The sequence below is a fragment of the Streptomyces sp. NPDC047974 genome, assembly GCF_040653375.1.
Lineage (GTDB): Bacteria > Actinomycetota > Actinomycetes > Streptomycetales > Streptomycetaceae > Streptomyces.
This window is the reverse complement of the sequence record NZ_JBEZNU010000010.1, coordinates 35,516-55,416: the sequence shown is the minus strand read 5'-3', so window position 1 is coordinate 55,416 and position 19,901 is coordinate 35,516. Positions and strand designations below refer to the sequence as shown.

Here is a 19,901-nt window from a genome sequence, read left to right as displayed (position 1 = left end):
CGTACTCCTCAGCGTGCTTGGTGGTGCTTTCGGCGTGTTCGAAAGCGAAGATTCACAGCTTTTCTTGACGGCGACCTTATGCGGTGCCGCCCACAGAGTGACAAGCCGGGGTCGCGAAAGGATGCACGGATGGAAACGTGACTCCGGTCACTCCCGCTCAGTCGACGACCTGGCGGCCCTCCGGTCGGGCGCTGCACGCGGCGCGGAAGGAGCAGTTCGCGCAGTGCTGCCCGGCGGTCGGGGTGAAGCGCTCGTCGAGGACCCGGCCGGCGGCGGTGGCGAGCAGCTCGCCGACCCACTCGCCCTCCGGCGGCCGCTGGGCCTGCACCTTGGGCAGGGCGTCGCCGCCCTCCTTCTTGGGGGCGGCCTGGCGCAGCTGGACGAGTTCGGCGCCGCCGGGCTCGGGGCGGCGGCCGTCGAGGACCTCGTCGAGGGCGCCCTCGCGGACGGCGAGCTGGTAGACGGCGAGCTGCGGGTGGTGGGCGACCTCGTCCCGGGTGGGCGCGGACTTGCCGGTCTTGAAGTCGACGACGTACGCCCGGCCCTCCGCGTCCGTCTCGACGCGGTCCATGGAGCCGCGGATGCGGACCTGGTACTCCCCCGCGTCCAGGGTGACGTCGAAGCCGTGCTCGGAGGCGACGGGGGTGCGGGCGCCGCGGTCCATCACGTGCCAGCGCAGGAAGCGTTCGAGCGCCACGCGCGCGTGCTCCTTCTCCTGCGCGGACTTCCACGGGGCGTCGAAGGCGAGGGCGTCCCACACGGTGTCGAGGCGGGCCATGAGGACGTCCAGGTCGGCGGGGGTGCGGCCGGAGGCGACCTCGTCGGCGAGGACGTGGACGACGTTGCCGAAGCCCTGCGCGGCGGAGGCGGGTTCGGCGGCCTTCACCTCGCGGCCGAGGAACCACTGGAGGGAGCAGGTGGCGGCGAGGTTCTCCAGGGCGCTCGGGGAGAGCGCGACGGGCCGGTCCGGGTCGCGCAGCGGCACCTCGCCGCGGGTCGGCTCGTGCAGCCCCCACCAGCGGTCCGGGTGGGCGGCCGGGACCATCGGCTGCCCGTCCTCGTCGGCGAGGGAGGCGAGGGAGGCGAGGCGGCGGGCGGCGGCGTCGCGGAGCGCGGGCGAGGCCTCCGGGTCGACGGTGGTGGCGCGCAGCTCGGCGACGAGCGCGGAGACGGCGAGCGGGCGGCGGGGCCGGCCCGGCACCTCCTTCGGCTCGGCGCCCAGCTCGGCGAGGAAGCGGGAGGGCTGGTCGCCGTCCTCGGCGGGGGCCTTCACGGCGGTGACGACGAGCCGTTCGCGGGCGCGGGTGGCGGCGACGTAGAAGAGGCGGCGCTCCTCGGCGAGGAGGGCGCCGGCGGTGAGGGGTTCGGCGAGGCCGTCGCGGCCGATGCGGTCGGCTTCGAGGAGGGAGCCGCGGCGGCGCAGGTCGGGCCAGAGGCCCTCCTGGACGCCGGCGACGACGACGAGGCCCCACTCCAGGCCCTTGGAGCGGTGGGCGGTCATCAGCCGGACCGCGTCCGGGCGGGTGTGGCGGCGGGTCAGGGTGTCGGCGGCGATGTCCTGGGCGTCGAGCTCCTCCAGGAAGTTGAGGACGCCGCGGCCGCCGAGCCGTTCCTCGGCGCGGGCGGCGGTCTCGAAGAGGGCGCAGACGGCGTCGAGGTCGCGGTCGGCGTTGCGGCCGGCCGGGCCGCCGCGGAGGGCGGCGCGCTCCAGACGGCCGGGCCAGGGCGTGCCGTTCCAGAGCAGCCAGAGGACCTCCTCGGCGGTGCCGCCGCCGGCGAGGAGGGTACGGGCCTCCTGGAGGAGGCGGCCGAGGCGCTGGGCGCCGCGGGCGTAGGCGGGGTCGTGGGCGGCGAGGCGTTCGGGTTCGGCGAGGGCCCGGGTGAGGAGGACGTCGGAGGGGGGCGGGAGCCGGTCGCCCGCGGCGCGGTGCTCTTCCCTGAGGGCGCGGCCCAGTCGCCTGAGGTCGGCCGGGTCCACGCCGCCGAGGGGCGAGGCCAGAAGGTCGAGAGCCGTCTCGACCGGGAGCCAGGTGCCCTCGTGTGCGGGCTCGTCCGGTGCGGGTCCGGGCTCGGGGGCCGGTTCGGCGCCGTGGGTGGGGGTGCCCGCCCCTTCCGCCGGGGGTCCCCCCTGGACGGAGTCCTCGGGGGAAGGACGCCTGCCCACGACCGGGGCGGCGACGGCCCTCAGGGCCAGCAGCAGCGGGGCCACCGCCGGCTCGTGGCGCAGCGGGGTGTCGGCGGTGTCCGTCTCGACGGGGACACCGGCCGAGGTGAGGGCTCGGCGGAGGGAGGGGAGAAGGGCGGCGGCGCGGGCGAGGACGGCCATGTCGTGCCAGGGGACGCCGTCCTCCAGGTGGGCGCGGCGCAGCAGGTCGGCGATGTTCTCGGACTCGGCGGAGGCGGTGGGGTACGTGTACGCCTCGGCGCGGCCTCCGTCGCGTACCGGCGACAGCTCGCGGTGGGCGCGGACGGCGGCCGCGGGCAGCCGGGTCAGCGGCATGCGCCGGGTGAGCTGGCGGGTGGCGGCGAGCAGGTCGGCGCCGGCGCGGCGGGAGGTGCCGAGGACGCGGACGGGGGCTCCGCCGAAGGCGGCGGGGAAGTCGAGGATGCCGTTCACGTCGGCGCCGCGGAAGGCGTAGATGGACTGGTCGGGGTCGCCGAAGGCGACGACCGTGTTCCGGCCGCCGCCGGTGAGCGCGGTGAGGAGCCGGACCTGGGCGGGGTCGGTGTCCTGGTACTCGTCGACGTACACGGCGTCGTAGGCGGGGAGGGTGATCCGTTCGGCGAGCAGCACGGCCCGGTGGACGAGCTCGGTGTAGTCGAGGACGCCCTGGAGGTCGAGGACGTCGAGGTACTCGGCGAGGAAGCCCGCCGCGGCCTTCCAGTCGGGGCGGCCGACGCGTTCGGCGAAGCGGCGCAGCGCGTCGGGGCCGAGGCCGAGTTCGCGGGAGCGGGCGAGGACGGCGCGGACCTCGTCGGCGAAGCCCCGGGTGGTGAGGCAGGCGCGGAGTTCGTCGGGCCAGAGGACGCCGCCGAGCCCGGTCCGTTCGAGGTCGATCTGGCCGGCGAGGAGTTCGCGGACGGCGAGGTCCTGCTCGGGTCCCGAGAGGAGCCGGAGGGGTTCGGCGAAGAGTTCGGCGTCCTGGTGGGCGCGGATGAGGGCGTAGCAGTACGAGTGGAAGGTGGTGGCCTGGGGCGGGCGGCGGCCGCCGAGCCGGGTCGCCATCCGGTCGCGGAGTTCGACGGCGGCCTTGCGGCTGAAGGTGAGGACGAGGATCCGCTCGGGGTCGGTGCCGCGCTCCATGCGGGTCGCGACCGCCTCCACCAGCGTCGTCGTCTTCCCGGTGCCGGGTCCGGCGAGGACGAGGAGGGGTCCCCGGTCGTGCTCAACCACCGCGCGCTGGGCTGCGTCCAGCTGAGGGGGATCCACCGGGGCCGGCGCCGTGCGCACCAGCCGGTACGCGCCGGGGGTCCGCTGCCTGCCCGCGCCCGGGTACGGCTGTCCCTGGTGCGGCGGCGTCGGCCGGGTGGTGGAGGAGGAACTCACGTGGTGGGCCGGTCCTGGTCGGTGGTGAGGTGGCGCGGGCGGTGCGGGTGGTGCGTACGGTGCCGGTGACGACGGCGGGGGCGCGGGCAGCGGTACGCGGACGGGTGCGGGTCCGCGCACGCGCGCGTGCCGGGGCCCGTACCGCTCTCCGTGCCTCTGCCGGATCCTTCGGTGGATCCTTCGCTGGATCCGGCAGCGGATCCGTCGCCGCATCCGTCGCCGTCGGCGGCATGCCCGTCGACGTTACGCGAAACCGGGCGCTCGCGGGCCCGTGTCTCCGGGACCGGACGGGCGGGGGCCCGGGCGCCACGGGGGTGCCGGGGTCGCGTGTGAGATCCCGCACGCACGGGCCGCGCCGCGCGGCCCGTGCGTCATTCCGCTTCGCCGCCGGGTTCCGCTTCGACGCCGTCCCAGCGGGCCCGGCGCATGTCGATCCTCGGCAGGTGCCCCTCCGCCGCCGGGCCGCGCTCGCGGAGCGGGGTGCCCTCCTCGCGGTAGTGGCCGAGGGCGCGCAGCTCGTGGCCGGGGAGCAGGGCGCCGTCGGCGCGGACGACCCGCCACCACGGGGCGCCGCCGCCGTAGAGGGCCATGACGCGGCCGACCTGGCGGGGTCCGCCCTCGCCGAGCCATTCGGCGACGTCCCCGTAGGTCATCACCCGGCCCGGCGGGATCCGGTCGGCGGCGTCGAGCACCGCCTCGGCGTACGGGGGCAGCTCGCCCGCCGCTCCGGAGTCTTCCGCTCCGCTCGCTCCGGTCCGTCCCACGGGTCCCTCCAGGCTCATCCGTCTCATCCTGCCTCACCCCACCGACATGGCCCTGATGCCTCCGCCGGGCGGCTCTTCGTGCCACCATCGTCCGGGCGGTGACCGGTGATACGAGATCAACTTCGAGATCGACTTCGCGATCGACAGCGACAGACGCAAGCAGCAGGACACGCAGAGACGGACATGGTGATGGGTCAGGACACACAGCCTCCCGGTGAGGCTCGGCCCGACATGCCCGAGCGGGTCTCCGGCGACGAGCCGCTGCTCGCCGCCCGTGTCCACCGGCCCTCCGACCTCATGCGTCTGCTCGCCGGGACGCTCGCCATCGCCGTCGTCCTCGCCATCGCCGCCTTCGCCCACGGCACCACCTCCGGCCTGGAGCAGGACATCAACAAGGGGGCGGTCGGCGCCTCCGACGTCTTCGTCAGGATCGCGGGGCTCGTCTCGTCGATCGCGATCCTCGTCCTGCCGGTGGCGTTCGCCATCGAGCGCCTGGTGAAACGGGACGGGCTGCGGATCGCGGACGGCGTGCTCGCGGCGGTGCTCGCGCACGGCGTCACCCTGGCGATCGACCTGTGGGTGGCGAAGGGCGCGCCGGACACCATCCAGGACGCGCTGACCCAGCCGGCGAGCGGCGGCGGGCTGACCGACCCGGTGCACAACTACCTCGCGCCGGTGATCGCCTACATGACGGCCGTCGGGATGGCCCGAAGACCGCGCTGGCGGTTCTCGCTCTGGGCGGTGCTGCTGCTCGACGCCTTCACCATGCTCGTGGCCGGCTACACCACCGCCTTCTCGATCATCCTCACCGTCCTCATCGGCTGGACGGTGGCGTACGGCACCCTGTACGCGGTCGGCTCGCCGAACGTCCGGCCGACCGGCCAGACCCTCCTCGCGGGCCTGCGCCGGGTCGGCTTCCGGCCGGTGACGGCGCTGCGCGCGGAGGAGGTGCCGGAGACCGCGGAGAGCGGCGACCGGGGCCGCCGGTACCTCGTGACCCTGGAGGACGGGCCGCCGCTGGACGTCACGGTCGTCGACCGGGAGCAGCAGGCGCACGGCTTCTTCTACCGGCTGTGGCGGCGGATCACCCTGCGGACGGTGACGACCCGCCGTTCGATCGTCTCGCTGCGGCAGGCCCTGGAGCAGGAGGCGCTCCTCGCGTACGCGGCGATCGCGGCCGGCGCGAACGCGCCGAAGCTGATCGCCACCTCCGAGCTGGGCCCGGACGCGGTGATGCTCGTGTACGAGCACATCGGCGGGCGGAGCCTGGACTCGCTCGACGACGACGAGATCACCGACGAGCTGGTGCGCAGCGCCTGGCGGCAGGTGAAGGCGCTCCAGTCGCGGCGGATCGCGCACCGCAGGCTGTCGGGCGACGCGATCCTGGTGGATCGTTCCGGCAGGGTGTTCCTGACGGATCTGCGCGGCGGCGACATCGCGGCCGGCGATCTGGTGCTGCGGATGGACATCGCCCAGTTCCTGACGACCCTGGGGCTGCGGGTCGGGGCGGAGCGGGCGGTGGCCGCGGCCGTGGAGGTGCTCGGCCCGGACGCGGTGGCGGACTGCCTGCCGCTGCTCCAGCCGATCGCGCTGAGCCGCTCGACCCGCGCGACCCTGCGGAAGCTGGCGCGGGAGCGCTCGCAGCGGGAGCGGGACGCGGTCCTCGCCGCCTCCGAGGAGGCGAAGAAGGAACGGGAGCGGGCCAAGGCGGCCGCCCACGCCGGGCTGCCGGCGCCGGGCGCCGACCCGAAGGCCGAGAAGGCCGAGAAGCGGGCGGACAAGAAGGCGGAGAAGCGGGCGCTCGACGAGGCCCTGGACGAGGCCCGCGAGGAGGACCTGCTCGCGCAGATCCGCCGGCAGGTGCTGCTGATCCGGCCGCAGGCGCCGGTGGAGCCGGTCCGGCTGGAGCGGATCAAGCCGCGGACGCTGATCTCGCTGATCGCGGGCGCCGTCGCCGCGTACTTCCTGCTGTCGCAGATCACCCGGACGCCGCTGTCCACGGTGAGCGAGGCGGACTGGCGGTGGGTGGCGGCGGCCGTGGTCTTCTCGGCGCTCAGCTACCTGGCGGCGGCGATGAGCCTGCTCGGTTTCGTGCCGGAGCGGGTCGGCTTCTGGCGGACGGTGGTGGCGCAGGTCGCCGGCTCGTTCGTGAAGATCGTCGCCCCGGCGGCGGTCGGCGGTGTCGCCCTCAACACCCGCTTCCTGCAGCGCGCGGGGGTGCGCCCGGGCCTCGCGGTGGCGAGCGTCGGCGCCTCGCAGCTCTTCGGGCTCGGGGCGCACATCCTGCTGCTGCTCTCCTTCGGCTATCTGACCGGCACCGAGAAGTCGCAGTCGTTCACCCCGTCGCGGACGGTCATCGCGGGTCTGCTGACGGTCGCGGTGCTCGTCCTGGTGGTGACGGCGATCCCCTTCATGCGGAAGTTCGTCTCGACCCGGCTGCGCTCGCTCTTCGCGGGTGTGGTGCCGCGCATGCTGGACGTGCTCCAGAGGCCGCTGAAGCTGGCGACGGGCATCAGCGGGATGCTGCTGATCACCGGCACCTTCGTGCTCTGCCTGGACGCCTCGATCCGCGCCTTCGGGCACGGCCACGCGTCGATCAGCTACGCGAGCGTGGCCGTGGTCTTCCTCGCGGGCAACGCGATCGGCTCGGCGGCCCCGACGCCCGGCGGCGTCGGCGCGGTCGAGGGCGCGCTCATCGGCGGTCTGGTCGCGGTGGGCCTGCCCATCGAGGTCGCCACCCCGGCCGTCCTCCTCTACCGTCTGCTGACCCTGTGGCTGCCGGTCCTGCCGGGCTGGATCTGCTTCAACTGGCTGACGAAGCGGGAAGCGCTCTGAGCACCGGCGGTCAGCCGCACCCGCCGACGAGGAAGCCGAGGAGCAGCAGCCGGCAGCCGACCTCGACCGCCCCCGCGACCGGCACCCCGGTCCCGCGCCCGGGCAGCAGGGCGGCGCGGGCGAGGTAGCCGGCGAAGGGGACGCCGAGCCGGAGGCCTGGGGCCCCTCCGGGGGAGGAACGTACGCCGACGACGAAGCGGCGGCGCGGGCGCCGCGGCCGGAGCGGGCGCCGCGGCCGGAGCGGCCGGGTCGGCCTGTTCGCCGTGGCGGGGAGGCACCCGCTTGGGGGTGTGTCGCGGGCGGGGGGTGGCGGGGGCGACGAGCATGGGTGCATGCCCCTCTCCGCCGGCCGGCGCGCCGCCGCCCTCCTCACCGCCACCACCCTCCTCTGCCTGACCGGCTGCTCGGACGACGGCGACGAGGCCACCCCGGCCCGCCCCACCGGCACCGGCGGCCTCGCCTCCCTCACGAGCCAGCAGCTCGAATGGGACACCTGCCCGCCGCCGTCCCCGGCGGAGGGCGGCGGGCAGGCCCCGACCCCGCTCCCCGGCGGCACCCCCTGGGAGTGCGCGTTCCTGCGCACCCCGCTGGACTGGTCCCAGCCGGAGGGCGAGACGATCGAGCTGGCCCTGATCCGCGCGCGGGCCCGGGACAACGCCCGCCGCATCGGCTCCCTCGTCTTCAACTTCGGCGGCCCCGGCGGCTCCGGCGTCACCGGTCTGCCGGGCTTCGCGAACGACTACGAGACCCTCCGCTCCCGCTACGACCTGGTCTCCTTCGACCCGCGCGGTGTCGGCCGCAGCGAGCCCGTGGAGTGCGCCACGGACAAGGAGCTGGACGCGTACTACGCCCTCGACTTCACCCCGGACGACCAGGCCGAGGAGCGGACCCTGTCCGACGCGCAGAAGAAGTACGCCGCGGGCTGCGACGCCGACGCCGGCCCGGTCCTCCCGCACGTCGGCACGGAGAGCGCGGCCCGGGACATGGACCTCCTGCGCCAGGTCCTCGGCGACGACCGGCTGCACTACTTCGGCATCTCGTACGGCACGGAGCTCGGCGGCGTCTACGCCCACCTCTTCCCCGAGCGCGTCGGCCGGGCCGTCTTCGACGCGGTCGTGGACCCGGACGCGGGCGTCCAGGAGGGCGCCCTCGGCCAGGCGAAGGGCTTCCAGCTGGCGCTGGACAACTTCGCGCAGGACTGCGTCGACCGGGGCGACGAGTGCGCCCTGCCGGGCTCGACGGTCGCCGAGATCGAGGAGGGCGTCACCGATCTCCTCACCGCGCTCGACGAGAAGCCGATCGCCGGCATCGGAAGCCGGAAGCTGACGCAGACCCAGGCCACCAACGGCATCGCCCAGTCGCTGTACTCGAAGGAGTTCTGGCCCTACCTGGAGCAGGGCCTGGAGGCCGCGGACGGCGGCGACGGCGCCCTCCTCCTCGCCCTCTCCGACTCGATGAACGGCCGCGGGGAGAACGGCAGTTACAGCAACATCCAGGCCGCCAACGCCGCCATCAACTGCGTCGACTTCAAGGAGCGCTACACCCTCGGCCAGGCCAAGGAGCGCCTCCCGCAGTTCCGCGAGGCCTCCCCCGTCTTCGGCGACTTCATGGGCTGGGCCCTCTCCTCCTGCTCGCAGTGGCCGGTGCCGGGTGCCTGGGACCACCCGGACGTGTCCGCGCCCGGCTCCGCGCCGATCCTGGTGGTCGGCAACACCGGCGACCCCGCGACCCCGTACGAGGGCGCCCGCGCCATGGTCCAGGCCCTCGGCGAGGGCGTCGGCGTGGAGCTGACGTACGAGGGCGAGGGCCACGGCGCGTACAACGGCGGCAGCGCCTGCGTGAAGAAGGCCGTCGACGGCTACCTCCTCGACGGCAAGGTCCCCGCCTCGGGCACCGTCTGCACGTAGGCCGTCCGCGGGGTGCCGCCCCGGGCCCCCTAGGATGGCGGGCCAGTCCCGGCCCGAACCCTCGGGGGTCCTCCTTGTCCATACGGTCCATACGGTCCCTACGGTCCCTGCGCAGGCGTCTGACGGTGCTCGCCGTCGCGGGCGGCCTGCTGGCCACCGGCTGTACGGGCACGGGCCCCGCCGCCTCCGACACGAAGCCCTCCGCCGCCTCCCGGGGCCTCGACTGGAAGCGCTGCGACGACGCCGGCGACGAGTGGCGCTGCGCCACCGTGCGGGTCCCGCTGGACCACGCGAAGCCGGCCGGGGCCACCCTGGACATCGCCCTGATCCGCAAGGAGGCGACCGACCGGAAGCGGCGGATCGGGTCGCTGCTCTTCAACTTCGGCGGGCCCGGCGCCTCCGGCGTCGAGATGCTGCCGCAGCTCTCCGGGGAGTACGCCTCCCTGGGCGGGCGGTACGACCTCGTCGGCTTCGACCCGCGCGGGGTGGGCCGCAGCTCCGGAGTCGTCTGCCGCGACGACGCCGAGCAGGCCGCCGCCGAGGCCACGGTCGACTCCACCCCGGACACGCCCGCCGAGGAGGCCGCCTACCTGAAGGACGCCGCCGCCTTCGGGGCCGGCTGCGCCCGCCGCTCCGGCACGGTCGTCCCGCACACCACCACCTCGGCCACCGCCCGCGACCTGGACCTGATCCGGCAGGCCCTCGGCGACGAGAAGCTGCACTACCTCGGCATCTCGTACGGCACCCAGCTCGGCGGCGTCTACGCCCACCTCTTCCCGCGCCGAGTGGGCCGGCTGGTCCTGGACGCCGTGGTCGACCCGACCGCCGACGCCTCGGGCCACGCCCGGCACCAGACGGTCGGCTTCCAGCGGGCCCTGGACAACTACCTGAAGTCCACCGGGCAGACCCCTCAGGCCGGCACCGCGCGGATCACCACGCTGCTCGCCATGCTCGACCAGCGGCCCCTGGAGGTCGGCGACCGGCTGCTCACCGAGGGCCTGGCGACCACCGGCATCGCGGTCACCCTCTACGCGGAGTCGAGCTGGCCGCTGCTCACCCAGGCCCTGGAGGCGGCCGAGGCCGGCGACGGCAGCGGGCTGCTGCGGCTCGCGGACGCCTACAACGACCGGGACGAGCAGGGACGTTACGCCACCCAGTCGCACGCGCAGCGGGCGATCTCCTGCGCCGACTCCAGCGAGCGCCCGACGGCCGCGCGGGCGAAGGCGCTGCTGCCGGAGTTCCGCCGGCTCTCCCCCGTCTTCGGCGCCTTCCTCGCCTGGGACACGGCCGGCTGGTGCGCCGGCTGGCCGGTGAAGGGCGAGGCGAGGACGCCGGCGGCGTCGGCCCCGGGCGCGGACCCGGTGCTCGTCGTGGGCACGACGGGCGACCCGGCGACCCCCTACGAGGGCGCCGAGCGGATGGCGGCCGAACTCGGCGAGGGCGTCGGGATCCTGGTCACCAACAAGGGCGAGGGGCACGGCGCGTACGGCACCTCCCCGTGCGTGACGCGGACGGTCGACGCGTACCTGCTCGACGGGAAGGTGCCCGCGTACGGCACGACCTGCGGCTAGGCCGTTTCTCCCTGATCCGGCCTGATCCGGAAGAGACGGCCTAGCGCGGACGCGCGAAGGCCCCGGACCGACACGCGGTCCGGGGCCTTCCGCACGGTCGACTAGTAGACCGGCTTCTCGGGCTCGATCTGGTGGACCCAGCCGATCACGCCGCCGCCGACGTGCACGGCGTCCGCGAAGCCCGCGGACTTGAGCACGGCGAGGACCTCCGCACTGCGGACACCCGTCTTGCAGTGCAGGACGATCTTCTTGTCCTGCGGGAGGTCCTGGAGGGCGTTGCCCATCAGGAACTCGTTCTTCGGGATCAGGCGGGCACCGGGGATCGAGACGATCTCGTACTCGTTGATCTCGCGGACGTCGATGATGTCGATGTTCTCGCCGTCGTCGATCCACTCCTTGAGCTGCTTCGGAGTGATCGTGGAGCCGAGCGCCGCCTCCTGGGCCTCCTCGGACACGACGCCGCAGAAGGCCTCGTAGTCGATGAGCTCGGTGACGGTCGGGTTCTCGCCGCAGACCGCGCAGTTCGGGTCCTTGCGGACCTTCACCTGGCGGTACTGCATCTCCAGGGCGTCGTAGATCATCAGCCGGCCGACCAGCGGCTCGCCGATGCCGGCGAGGAGCTTGATGGCCTCGTTGACCTGGATGGAGCCGATGGACGCGCACAGCACGCCCAGGACGCCGCCCTCGGCGCAGGAGGGGACCATGCCCGGCGGCGGGGGCTCCGGGTAGAGGCAGCGGTAGCAGGGACCGTGCTCGGACCAGAAGACGGAGGCCTGGCCGTCGAAGCGGTAGATCGAGCCCCAGACGTACGGCTTGTTCAGCAGCACGCAGGCGTCGTTCACCAGATAGCGGGTGGCGAAGTTGTCGGTGCCGTCGACGATCAGGTCGTACTGGCTGAAGATGTCCATCACGTTGTCGGCTTCGAGCCGCTCCTCGTGCAGGACCACGTTCACGTACGGGTTGATGCCGAGCACGCTGTCGCGCGCCGACTCCGCCTTGGAGCGGCCGATGTCGGCCTGGCTGTGGATGATCTGGCGCTGGAGGTTCGACTCGTCGACCTCGTCGAACTCCACGATGCCGAGCGTGCCGACACCGGCCGCGGCCAGGTACATGAGGGCCGGCGAGCCGAGGCCGCCGGCGCCGACGGCCAGCACCTTGGCGTTCTTCAGCCGCTTCTGCCCGTCCATCCCCACGTCGGGAATGATCAGGTGGCGGGAGTACCTGCGGACCTCGTCTACGGTGAGCTCGGCAGCCGGCTCGACCAGGGGTGGCAGCGACACGGGGACTCCGTTGGTCGGTATGTCAGTACGGTTGTTCTCCCCGTAACACTGCCACGCCCCTCCTCATTCCGAGACACCCGGTCCGATACGCGAGACGATTTCGTCCCAGTAGCCGGGCAGCGAGTGAAATGGCATGGTCTGTCCCGGCGCCGCTCCGCGGTCCGTGAAGAAGATCGTGCCGGCGCCCTGCCAGCGGGCGATCCGCAGCGCCTCGTCGAGATGGGTGCGCGGCACCCCGTGGACGAAGTGGGCGAACTTCCCCTCCGGGTACTCCGCGGTCCACTCGGCCACCTGCGACCAACGGTAGTCCGCCCAGGACCCGGCGAAGGTGACCAGCTGGTCCGCCGTCTCCGCGTAGCCGGGGTACGGGTGGTGGCCCTGGCCGAGGACGAGGTGGGCGTCACCGCCGAGGAGCGCCGAGAGGGTCGCGGTGACCCTCCTCACTCCCGGCAGGTCCGTCCGGTCCGTGGGACAGCGGTCCAGGTAGAAGCCGCCGACGCGGTACCAGTCGAGGTAGCGCTGGGCCTGCGAGACCAGCTCCCCGAAGGGGCGCGAGCCGTGCGCCAGGTCCAGGTGCCCGAGCACCTTCCCGCCCGTCGCCCGGCCGCCGCCCCACATCGACGCGCTGCGCGCGGCCTCCTCGAACGCGTGCCGGAGCCGTCCGGTGGCCTCCAGGCAGTGCGGGTCGGGGCGGGAGCCGGGGCCGTCGGCGACGTTGAGCACCGCCCAGTGCACGGGCGTGCCGGGGCGGGTCAGTTCGGCCCATTCGACCGGGGCGAGCAGCGGATGGGCGTAGCCGGGGGCACCGATGCCGAGGGTCCGGAGGGCGCCGGTCGCGGTGCCGGCGCGCGTCAGATGCGACACGCCGCCTCCATCCAGATGTCGGCGAGCGACTCCTCCAGGTTGATCCGGGGGCGCCAGCCGAGCCGGTCCCGGGCGGTGCGGACGTCGGCCTGCTGCCAGGGCCCGCAGCCGTCGGGGTACGGGAAGGGCGTGGCCGCCAGCTGTTCGGCGATGGTCGCCTCGGTGCGCGGGGCGCCGATGACGGGCCGCTGCGGGACGCCGTGCGGGACGTCGACCTCGTGGAGGTTGCCCGCGTAGCCGGCGACCCGGGCGAGGACGGCGGCGGCGTCCCGGAGCCGGACGGCCCGGCCCGTACCGATGTTGACGACGCCCTGGGCGGCGGAGAGGGAGGCGGCGTGCACGGCGCGGGCCACGTCCCGGACGTCCACGAAGTCCCGCTGCACGCCGAGGCCGCTGAGCTTGAGCTCGCCGTCGCCGGCCTGCATCGCCCGGCGCATGGCCTCGGCGAGCCGGCCGAGCGGGGAGCCGGCCGGGGTGCCGGGGCCGACGGGCGAGAAGACCCGCAGGACGACGGCGTCGAGTCCGGAGCCGAGGACGAGTTCGGTGGCGGCGAGCTTGGAGACGCCGTACGGGCCTCCCGGGCGCGGCACGGCGTCCTCGGCGGTCGAGGAGCCTGGCTGGCTGGGCCCGTACTCGGAGGCGCAGCCGACCTGGACGAGCCGGGCGCCGCAGCCGCTGCGGCGCAGGGCCTCGCAGACGGTGGCGACGGCGACGGTGTTGTGCCGGGTGAGGTCGCGGGCGCCGCCGCGGGTGGCGCCGGCGCAGTTGACGACCACGCCGGGGTGGACGGCGTCCAGGAAGCGGGTGAGCGCGCCGGGGCTGCCGGTGGCGAGGTCGAAGCGGACGTCGGCGTCGTCGCCGCGGCCGAGGGCGGTGAGGTGGACCGCCGGGTCGGCGAGCAGCCGGTCGGCGACGAAGCGGCCGATGAAGCCGTTGGCTCCGAGCAGTAGCACCCTCATCGTGCGGCCCCTTCGTGCCGACCGGCCGGTGCTGGGGAGTGAGGGGTCATGGTCTGGGTTCTCCTTGCGGGTGGTGAGTCGGGCCGGGCGCCCGCGGCGTCGGCTCCGCGGGTGCGACGGGTCAGGGGGTGGTGTGGGCGGAGGCCCGGGTGAGGGCGCCGGTCGCGTGGGCCAGCAGGCCGAGCGCGGCGGCGCCGCAGACGAGCGCGGGGAGGGCGTCGGCGCCCCAGGCGTCGACGGCGGTCCGTACGGGGACGGCGAGCGCGTCGAAGCCGGGGAGCGGGAGCCGGGCGGCCAGCACGCTCGCGAGGCCGAGGGCTTCGGCGGCGCAGGCGGCGGCGAGTGCGGCGGCGGCGGTCTCGCCGTGTCCGTGGACGGCGAGCAGCCGGGCGGTGAGGAGCAGGGCGCCGAGGGCGAGCGCGCCGGCGGTGAGGCCGGTGAGCGCGAGCAGGGCGGTGAGGGCGGCGAGGTGCAGGAGCACGGCGGCCAGCAGCCACGCGCGCGTGGCGGCGGCGAAGTCGGCGAGGCCCCGGCTCTCGGCGATGCACCGCCGGGCCCGGCCCGCGAAGAGGCGGGCGCACCAGGCGGCGGGCGCGACGGCGAGCGCGAGCCCGAGGAGCGGAGCGGGGTCGACGCGCCAGGCGCCGTCGGGTCCGCCGCGGAGCACCTCCTCCAGGAGCCCGTCGCCGGCGACGGCGTAGACGAGCAGCCAGAGGGTCCACACCCGGGCGGCGGGCGCGGCGGCGGGCGCGTGCAGGGGTCCGCGCCGGACGGCGAGGACGAGCGCGGCGGCGAGCCCGAGCACGCCGGCGGTGCCGGTGACGAGCCGGGCGGCCCCGTCGAGGTGGAGCAGCGCGGGCACGAGGAGCGCGGCGGCGGCCCCGGGCGCGCACGCGGCGAGCGCCCAGGGCGCGCGGGGCCCGTCGGCCTCCTCGTCGGGCGCGGCCTCGCGGTGCGCGCGCGGCACGCGCGCGTACAGCTCCTCGGCGAGCGAGAAGACGTCCCGGTGCCGGTAGCGGGCGGCGGTCCGGTCGGTGAACCCCTGCGCTTCGAGTCCGGCGGCGACCTCCAGCGGGTCGACGGCCCGCTCGCACAGCTCCCGGTGCCGGTGCATGAGCACCTTGACGGGATCGCCGCCGCTGCGGCGCGCCTTCCCGGCGGGCGCGCTGCCGGGCGGGGAGGCGGGTGCGGGGGCGGGCGGCTCCCCCCAGGCGGCCCCGGGCCCGGGCGCGACGGCTCCTCCCGGGGCGGGGACGGGCTCGGGCTCGGGGGTGGGCTCGGGTACGCCCTCCGGTGCGCAGGCCTCGGCCTCGGCTTCCGGCTCGGACACGTCGTCCGGCTCCGGCTCCGCCTCGCGCACGCGCGCGTGCGGGGCGGGGCGGGGCGGGCCGAAGGCGGAGAGGAGGTCGTCGAGGGCGGTCTCCCCACCGGGAAGGGGGGCGGGGTCCGCGTGGAGGTCGAGGGTGGGGAGCGTGCCGGCGGGCCCCGGGGCTATGCCGGGTGGCGTGGGTTCCGCATCCACCGCGGGGGCGCCGAGGAGGGCCTCGGAGCGGGCGTCCCAGGCTCCGGGGCTCGTCGGGGCGGCGGGGCCGCGCATGGGGGTGCCTCCTTCAGGCATCGGGGGCTCCTGTGCCCGCGGAGACGGCCTTCGGCGCCCAGCTGCCGGGGAGGTGGGCCTCCGCGGGGTGGGCGAAGGGCACGTCGGACCCGGCGCGGTGGCGTACCGGCGCAAGGGAGAGGAGTTCCAGGTAGATGCCGCGGAACGCGGCGAGGTTCTGGTCGACGGTGAAGAGTTCGAGCGCGCGGGCGCGGGCGGCCGCGCCGAGCCGGTGCCGGCGCTCGGGGTCGCGCAGCAGCGCGAGGCAGGCGTCGGCGAGCGCACGGGGGTTGCGCGGGGGCACGACGAGCCCGGTGCCGCCGATGATCTCGACCACGGCGCCGACGTCGGTGGAGACGGTGGCCCGGGCGCAGAACATGGCCTCGACGAGGCTCGCGGGGAAGCCCTCGACGGTGCTGGAGAGGACGACGACGGCGGCGGAGGCGTAGACGTCCTCCAGGGTGGGCGCCTCGGGTCCGCCGAGCTCCTCGAAGGAGACGGGGTTCTCGCCGACGGCGTGGGCGCCGGCCGCCTCGTCGGGGAAGAGCTGCGCGGCGAGCGCGGCGCACTGCGCGAGGTAGGCGCAGTGGTCGGCCTCGCCCTGCTCGGCGGGGACGGAGACGATCCGCAGCCGGGTGTCGGGCTGCCGGGCGCGGAGGTCCGCGAAGGCGTGCAGGAGGGCGACGAGGTCCTTGGCGGGCTCGACGCGGCCGATCCAGACGAGGGTGCCGGGCTCGCCGCTCTCCTCGTCCTCGCCGACCTCGGCGAACCGCTCGGCGGGCATGCCGGGGTGGACGGTGCGGACCCGCTCCCGGTCGGCGCCGAGGCGCTCCTGCCAGCGGCGGGCGTGCGCGTTCCCCGGGGTGAGGAGGGCGGCCTCGCGGTAGGTCTCCCCGGCGAGGCGGCCGTGGAGGGCGGCGAGCAGGGCGCGCAGGGCGGTGGAGTGCCCGGCGTTTCCCGCGTCGAGGTAGTGGGAGCGCAGGCCGACGCCGTACTCGGTGACGAGGAGCGGGGTGCCGAAGAAGCGTTTGGCCAGGAGGCCGGGGAGGGCGACGGGTCCGCCGGCGGTGGCGTGGCAGAGGTCGGCGGCGCCGAGGGCGGTCTCGTCGTACCAGCCGAGGGAGAGGGGGCGCAGGGCCCGCTCCAGGTGGTCGGCGAAGGCGAGGTGGTCGCGGAGTCCGGACGCCGCGGCGGCGCGGCGGGCGCCGGGGGCGCGGCAGGCGGCCTCCAGGAGGCGGACGGCCTCGTCGGAGCGGAGCGCGCCGGGAAGGCCGCCGACGGCGCGCGCGAGGTCGGCGAGGGCGCCGAGGCCGTCGGCGAAGGCCCGCGCGGGCTCGTCCTCCCCGGGGCCGGGGACGGCCTCGGCGGTGAGGCCGGTGGCGAGGGCGTGGAAGCCCTCGGCGAAGCGGCGGCGGTCCCGGCGGCCGTAGGCGCGGCGGCCCGCGCGCTCGGGCGGGGCGGCGGCGGGGGCGCCCTCGCCGGTGGCGGGGACGGGCCGGGTGTTGGGGGGCAGCGGGGCGGCGGGGAGGGGGCCGCCGACGGCGTACAGGTCGAAGTCGTGAGGGGCCAGGCCGCGGACGAGCCGCTGCCACCACGCCACGGTGTCACCGGTGGCGCACGGTGCGCCACCCTCCGTGAGCAGTCCGATCCGCACGAGTCCACACCCCCGGTCGTCGTCGACGGGGATTCCCGGGCCGGGAATCCCACAGCGGGATGAACGTAAGCGCAGCGGCCGGTGGTACGACGGACGGTTGTCCGCCGCACCACCGGAAGGGGTGAATGCGCGTGACTTTCCCGGCCCCGTCGCGTTCGTCCGGAGTACGCCGCCGGGCGGGAAACCCGTCGGGAATCAGGACGGGAAAGGCGAATTCCGGGGGCGCGCGCGAGAAAGCCGGAAAGGCGAAACGACGACGGCCGGAGGCGACGAAAACGCCCCCGGCCGAAAACGCCGAACGGCGCGGTCAACTCCCCGGATGCACCCAGGGGTTGGGCTTGCAGCTGATTCCGTCGACGTTCAGGGACTTGGTCTGCTGCTGCATGACGGGCGCCAGCGCGCCGGGCGTCCGGCACGACACGTGGTTGTGCCCGAGCCGGTGTCCGACCTCGTGGTTGATCAGCATCTGCCGGTAGGCGTACATCGCCTTCGGGCCAAAGGTCTCCGAACCCTGGGCCCAGCGGAAGGCGTTGATCATCACGCGCTCGGTGGAGGCGGAGTCGCAGGAGACGTTGTCGATGGTGGTGTCGAGCCCCGACTTGGCGCACCAGGCGCCGGTGGTGCCGGGGCTGGCGAGGGTGACGACGAAGTCGGGTTGCCCGCTGGAGATCCGCTCGAAGGCCATGGCGCCCTGACCGGCCCAGCTGCGCTTGTCGTTGAGGGTCTGCTGGACGGCCCGCGCGAAGAGCTTGGCGTCGAGACCGAGCCCCTTCTCGACGTCCACCCGGTAGCGGTACTTCCGTCCCGGACCCGGCGCCTTGTCGAGCCCCGCCACGGCCTCGAACTCGCCGGAGGCGGTGAGCTTCGGGTCGATCGGGAACCGATGGGTCATCAACTGCTCGTACGTGGGCGCCGCCTGCGTCCTCGCGGGGGCCGGGCTCGACGGGGCGACGCGCTCGTCGGAGCGCGAGGCCGAACCGTCCGAGGCCCGCTCGGCGGGCTCCTGCGCGGCGCGCGCGGCCGGCGCGTCGTCCTCGCCGTCGGCGACCTGCCCGGCGACGACGATCGCGAGGCAGGTGGTGACGGCCGCGGCGGCGATCCCGGTGAACGCCCGCCCCTTGCCGCCGCGCCCCCCGACGGCCTCGGGCTCGCCCTCGGCCTCGACCGGCGGGGCCACGGGCGCCCGACGGGGTCCGGGGATCACCGGCACGGCGCCCGTGGCGGGCCCGTACCGCTCGGGCCCCGGCCGCCCGTTCTCCTCGTCCGCGGGATGCCCCCCGCGCACCGGAATCCCGTACGCGGGCGTGTCCGGAGCCCCGTGCGCGGCCGCGTCGCCGTGCACGGGCGTCCCGTGCGCGGGCGTGCCCTGCCCGGCACCCCCACCCACCGGGCTCCCGTACGTCGGGGTCCCGTGCGCGGGGGTCCCGTACGCGCGGGTCCCGTGCGCCGGAGTCTCGTAGCCGGGCGCGCCCGGCGCCGCGGCACCGCGCGCGGAAGCCGCGTACCCCGGAGCGCCCTGTGCGGAGGCACCCCGTCCGGGCGTGCCGTGCGCGGGCGTGCCGTGCGCCGGGGTCCCCTGTGCCGGGGTGCCGTAAGCGGAAGCGTCGCGCCCGGGAACGCCGTACGCGGGTGCGCCCTGGCCGGAGGCGCCGCGACCGGGAGCGCCCTGGGGCGGGGTGCCGTACGCCGGGGTCCCCTGGGCGGGTGTGCCCTGGCCCTGGAAGGGACCGTGGCCTCGGATGGTGCCGTGGGCCGGGGTGTACTCGCCCGTGCCGTCGCCGCTCCTGCGGCGGCGGCCCGTGCCGGCGCCGGTGTCCGTCACGGGCGTGCGCCCGGTGTCGGGCGTGCGCCCGGTGTCCCCCGTCGGGGTGCGCCCGGCGTCGCCCGCCGTGGGCGCGGGCCCCTTGCGACTATGTCGTCCCACCCCGGGTTCAGCTCCCGTCGTGCCGCGCGTCGTGGTCCGCGATCAGCTCCCGCGCGGCCGCGGCGACCGTCTCCGGGTACTCCATCATCGCCACGTGTCCGGCGTCGGGCAGGCTCAGCAGCCGCGAGCCACGGAAGGCCGCGGCGGCCCTGCGGGCCATCCGGTACGAGACGAGCCGGTCACGGCCGCCGTAGATCAGGAGGGTGGGCGCGAGGACCCGCTCCGCCTGCCGCCACAGGCCGTGCTGGCCGCCGAGCGTATAGGCGTCGACGATCCCGCGCGAGGACCTGGCCATCGCGTCCCAGAAATAAGGGAGTTCGAGCCGGCGCTCCATCTCCTCGACGGCGTGCCGGAAGCCCTCCTCGGTGACCTGGCCCGGGTCCCCGTAACAGAGCGAGAGGACGCCGCGGACGCGCTGCTCGGCGGTCCAGTCGCGGGAGAGGTGGGCGAAGAGCCCGGCGACGCCGGGGACGGCGAGCAGTGCCGTCGGCCAGGCGGTGCGCTGGGCGCGCAGCTCGGGCAGGGCCGGCGAGACGAGGGTCAGGGTCCTGACCAGGTCGGGCCGGACGGCGGCGACGCGGGTGGCGACGGCGCCGCCCATCGAGTTGCCGAAGAGGTGGACCGGGCCGCGCCCGGAGGCGTCGAGCAGCCGGATGACGGCCCGGGCGTGCCCGGTGACCGAGTAGTTGCCGTCGTCGGGCGGCGGGGAGTCGCCGAAGCCGGGCAGGTCGACGGCCTCGCCGTCGACGAGGTCGGCCAGGAGCGGCATGAGGGCGGACCAGTTCTGCGAGGAACCGCCGAGGCCGTGCACGTAGAGGGCGGGCGGCAGACCGGTGCGGACGCCGGGCCGGGAGCGCACGGTGAGGGTGAGACCGGGGAGTGCGACGGAGCGGAGCTCCTCGCCGTCGGCGACCCGGACGGCGCGCGGAGGCGACGACGCCGGAGCGGTGTCGGCGGTCCGGGTTTCCGGCAGCTCGGTCGAGGACATGGCCGCAATAT

General features: G+C 75.5%; 13 protein-coding genes. 3 read left to right on the top strand and 10 right to left on the bottom strand.

Going from position 1 to position 19,901, the window contains the following annotated elements; genetic code table 11:
• Positions 1 to 157: 157 nt before the first annotated feature.
• Positions 158 to 3,451 carry an ATP-dependent DNA helicase gene (locus AB0E19_RS16360; protein WP_362180131.1) on the bottom strand — a complete coding sequence of 1,098 codons (3,294 nt, stop codon included), beginning with the start codon at positions 3,449 to 3,451 and terminating at the stop codon, positions 158 to 160.
• A 467-nt stretch (positions 3,452 to 3,918) separates the two neighbouring features.
• A complete protein-coding gene (locus AB0E19_RS16355) occupies positions 3,919 to 4,329 on the bottom strand; it encodes an MGMT family protein (protein WP_362179606.1) in 411 nt (136 codons plus the stop codon).
• A 171-nt stretch (positions 4,330 to 4,500) separates the two neighbouring features.
• Here AB0E19_RS16355 and AB0E19_RS16350 point away from each other — a divergent pair, with 171 nt between their 5' ends.
• Positions 4,501 to 7,146: a lysylphosphatidylglycerol synthase domain-containing protein gene (locus AB0E19_RS16350; protein WP_362179603.1), complete on the top strand. Its 2,646-nt coding sequence runs from the start codon at positions 4,501 to 4,503 to the stop codon at positions 7,144 to 7,146.
• 10 nt (positions 7,147 to 7,156) lie between these two features.
• On the opposite strand, the gene AB0E19_RS16345 is transcribed toward AB0E19_RS16350, so the two are convergent.
• Positions 7,157 to 7,480, bottom strand: coding sequence for a hypothetical protein (locus AB0E19_RS16345; protein WP_362179600.1), 324 nt, complete (start codon positions 7,478 to 7,480; stop codon positions 7,157 to 7,159).
• Here AB0E19_RS16345 and AB0E19_RS16340 point away from each other — a divergent pair.
• Both AB0E19_RS16340 and AB0E19_RS16335 read left to right on the top strand, forming a co-directional pair.
• Positions 7,479 to 9,053: an alpha/beta hydrolase gene (locus AB0E19_RS16340; protein WP_362179597.1), complete on the top strand. Its 1,575-nt coding sequence runs from the start codon at positions 7,479 to 7,481 to the stop codon at positions 9,051 to 9,053. The two genes, AB0E19_RS16345 and AB0E19_RS16340, sit on opposite strands and share 2 nt — an antisense overlap.
• A 149-nt stretch (positions 9,054 to 9,202) precedes the next feature.
• A complete protein-coding gene (locus tag AB0E19_RS16335) occupies positions 9,203 to 10,624 on the top strand; it encodes an alpha/beta hydrolase (RefSeq protein WP_362180128.1) in 1,422 nt (473 codons plus the stop codon).
• Between the two features lie 101 nt (positions 10,625 to 10,725).
• Here AB0E19_RS16335 and moeZ read toward each other — a convergent pair whose 3' ends face one another.
• From moeZ to AB0E19_RS16300, 7 genes are all read right to left on the bottom strand, one after another.
• Positions 10,726 to 11,904: an adenylyltransferase/sulfurtransferase MoeZ gene (gene moeZ / locus AB0E19_RS16330; RefSeq protein WP_360606018.1), complete on the bottom strand. Its 1,179-nt coding sequence runs from the start codon at positions 11,902 to 11,904 to the stop codon at positions 10,726 to 10,728.
• 63 nt (positions 11,905 to 11,967) lie between these two features.
• The gene (locus AB0E19_RS16325) at positions 11,968 to 12,768 is read right to left on the bottom strand and encodes a spherulation-specific family 4 protein (RefSeq protein ID WP_362179593.1); all 801 of its coding nucleotides are present in this window, start codon (positions 12,766 to 12,768) and stop codon (positions 11,968 to 11,970) included.
• Positions 12,756 to 13,727, bottom strand: coding sequence for an NAD-dependent epimerase/dehydratase family protein (locus AB0E19_RS16320; RefSeq protein WP_362179590.1), 972 nt, complete (start codon positions 13,725 to 13,727; stop codon positions 12,756 to 12,758). The genes AB0E19_RS16325 and AB0E19_RS16320 overlap by 13 nt, the downstream gene beginning before the upstream one ends.
• Before the next feature lie 121 nt (positions 13,728 to 13,848).
• A complete protein-coding gene (locus AB0E19_RS16315) occupies positions 13,849 to 15,324 on the bottom strand; it encodes a hypothetical protein (RefSeq protein WP_362179587.1) in 1,476 nt (491 codons plus the stop codon).
• 13 nt (positions 15,325 to 15,337) lie between these two features.
• Positions 15,338 to 16,978, bottom strand: coding sequence for a glycosyltransferase (locus AB0E19_RS16310; protein ID WP_362179584.1), 1,641 nt, complete (start codon positions 16,976 to 16,978; stop codon positions 15,338 to 15,340).
• Between the two features lie 307 nt (positions 16,979 to 17,285).
• Complete coding sequence (locus AB0E19_RS16305; protein ID WP_362179581.1) at positions 17,286 to 18,902, bottom strand: DUF3152 domain-containing protein; 1,617 nt, start codon at positions 18,900 to 18,902, stop codon at positions 17,286 to 17,288.
• Between the two features lie 7 nt (positions 18,903 to 18,909).
• Positions 18,910 to 19,890, bottom strand: a complete 981-nt coding sequence (locus AB0E19_RS16300) for an alpha/beta hydrolase (RefSeq protein WP_362179578.1) — start codon at positions 19,888 to 19,890, stop codon at positions 18,910 to 18,912.
• Positions 19,891 to 19,901: the final 11 nt, after the last annotated feature.

Coding starts and splice junctions, on each gene's coding strand:
- AB0E19_RS16355 (WP_362179606.1), bottom strand. CDS start 4,329: ATGAGCCTGGAGGGACCCGTGGGACGGACCGGAGCGAGCGGAGCGGAA.
- AB0E19_RS16350 (WP_362179603.1), top strand. CDS start 4,501: ATGGGTCAGGACACACAGCCTCCCGGTGAGGCTCGGCCCGACATGCCC.
- AB0E19_RS16340 (WP_362179597.1), top strand. CDS start 7,479: ATGCCCCTCTCCGCCGGCCGGCGCGCCGCCGCCCTCCTCACCGCCACC.
- AB0E19_RS16345 (WP_362179600.1), bottom strand. CDS start 7,480: ATGCACCCATGCTCGTCGCCCCCGCCACCCCCCGCCCGCGACACACCC.
- AB0E19_RS16320 (WP_362179590.1), bottom strand. CDS start 13,727: ATGAGGGTGCTACTGCTCGGAGCCAACGGCTTCATCGGCCGCTTCGTC.
- AB0E19_RS16315 (WP_362179587.1), bottom strand. CDS start 15,324: ATGCGCGGCCCCGCCGCCCCGACGAGCCCCGGAGCCTGGGACGCCCGC.
- AB0E19_RS16300 (WP_362179578.1), bottom strand. CDS start 19,890: ATGTCCTCGACCGAGCTGCCGGAAACCCGGACCGCCGACACCGCTCCG.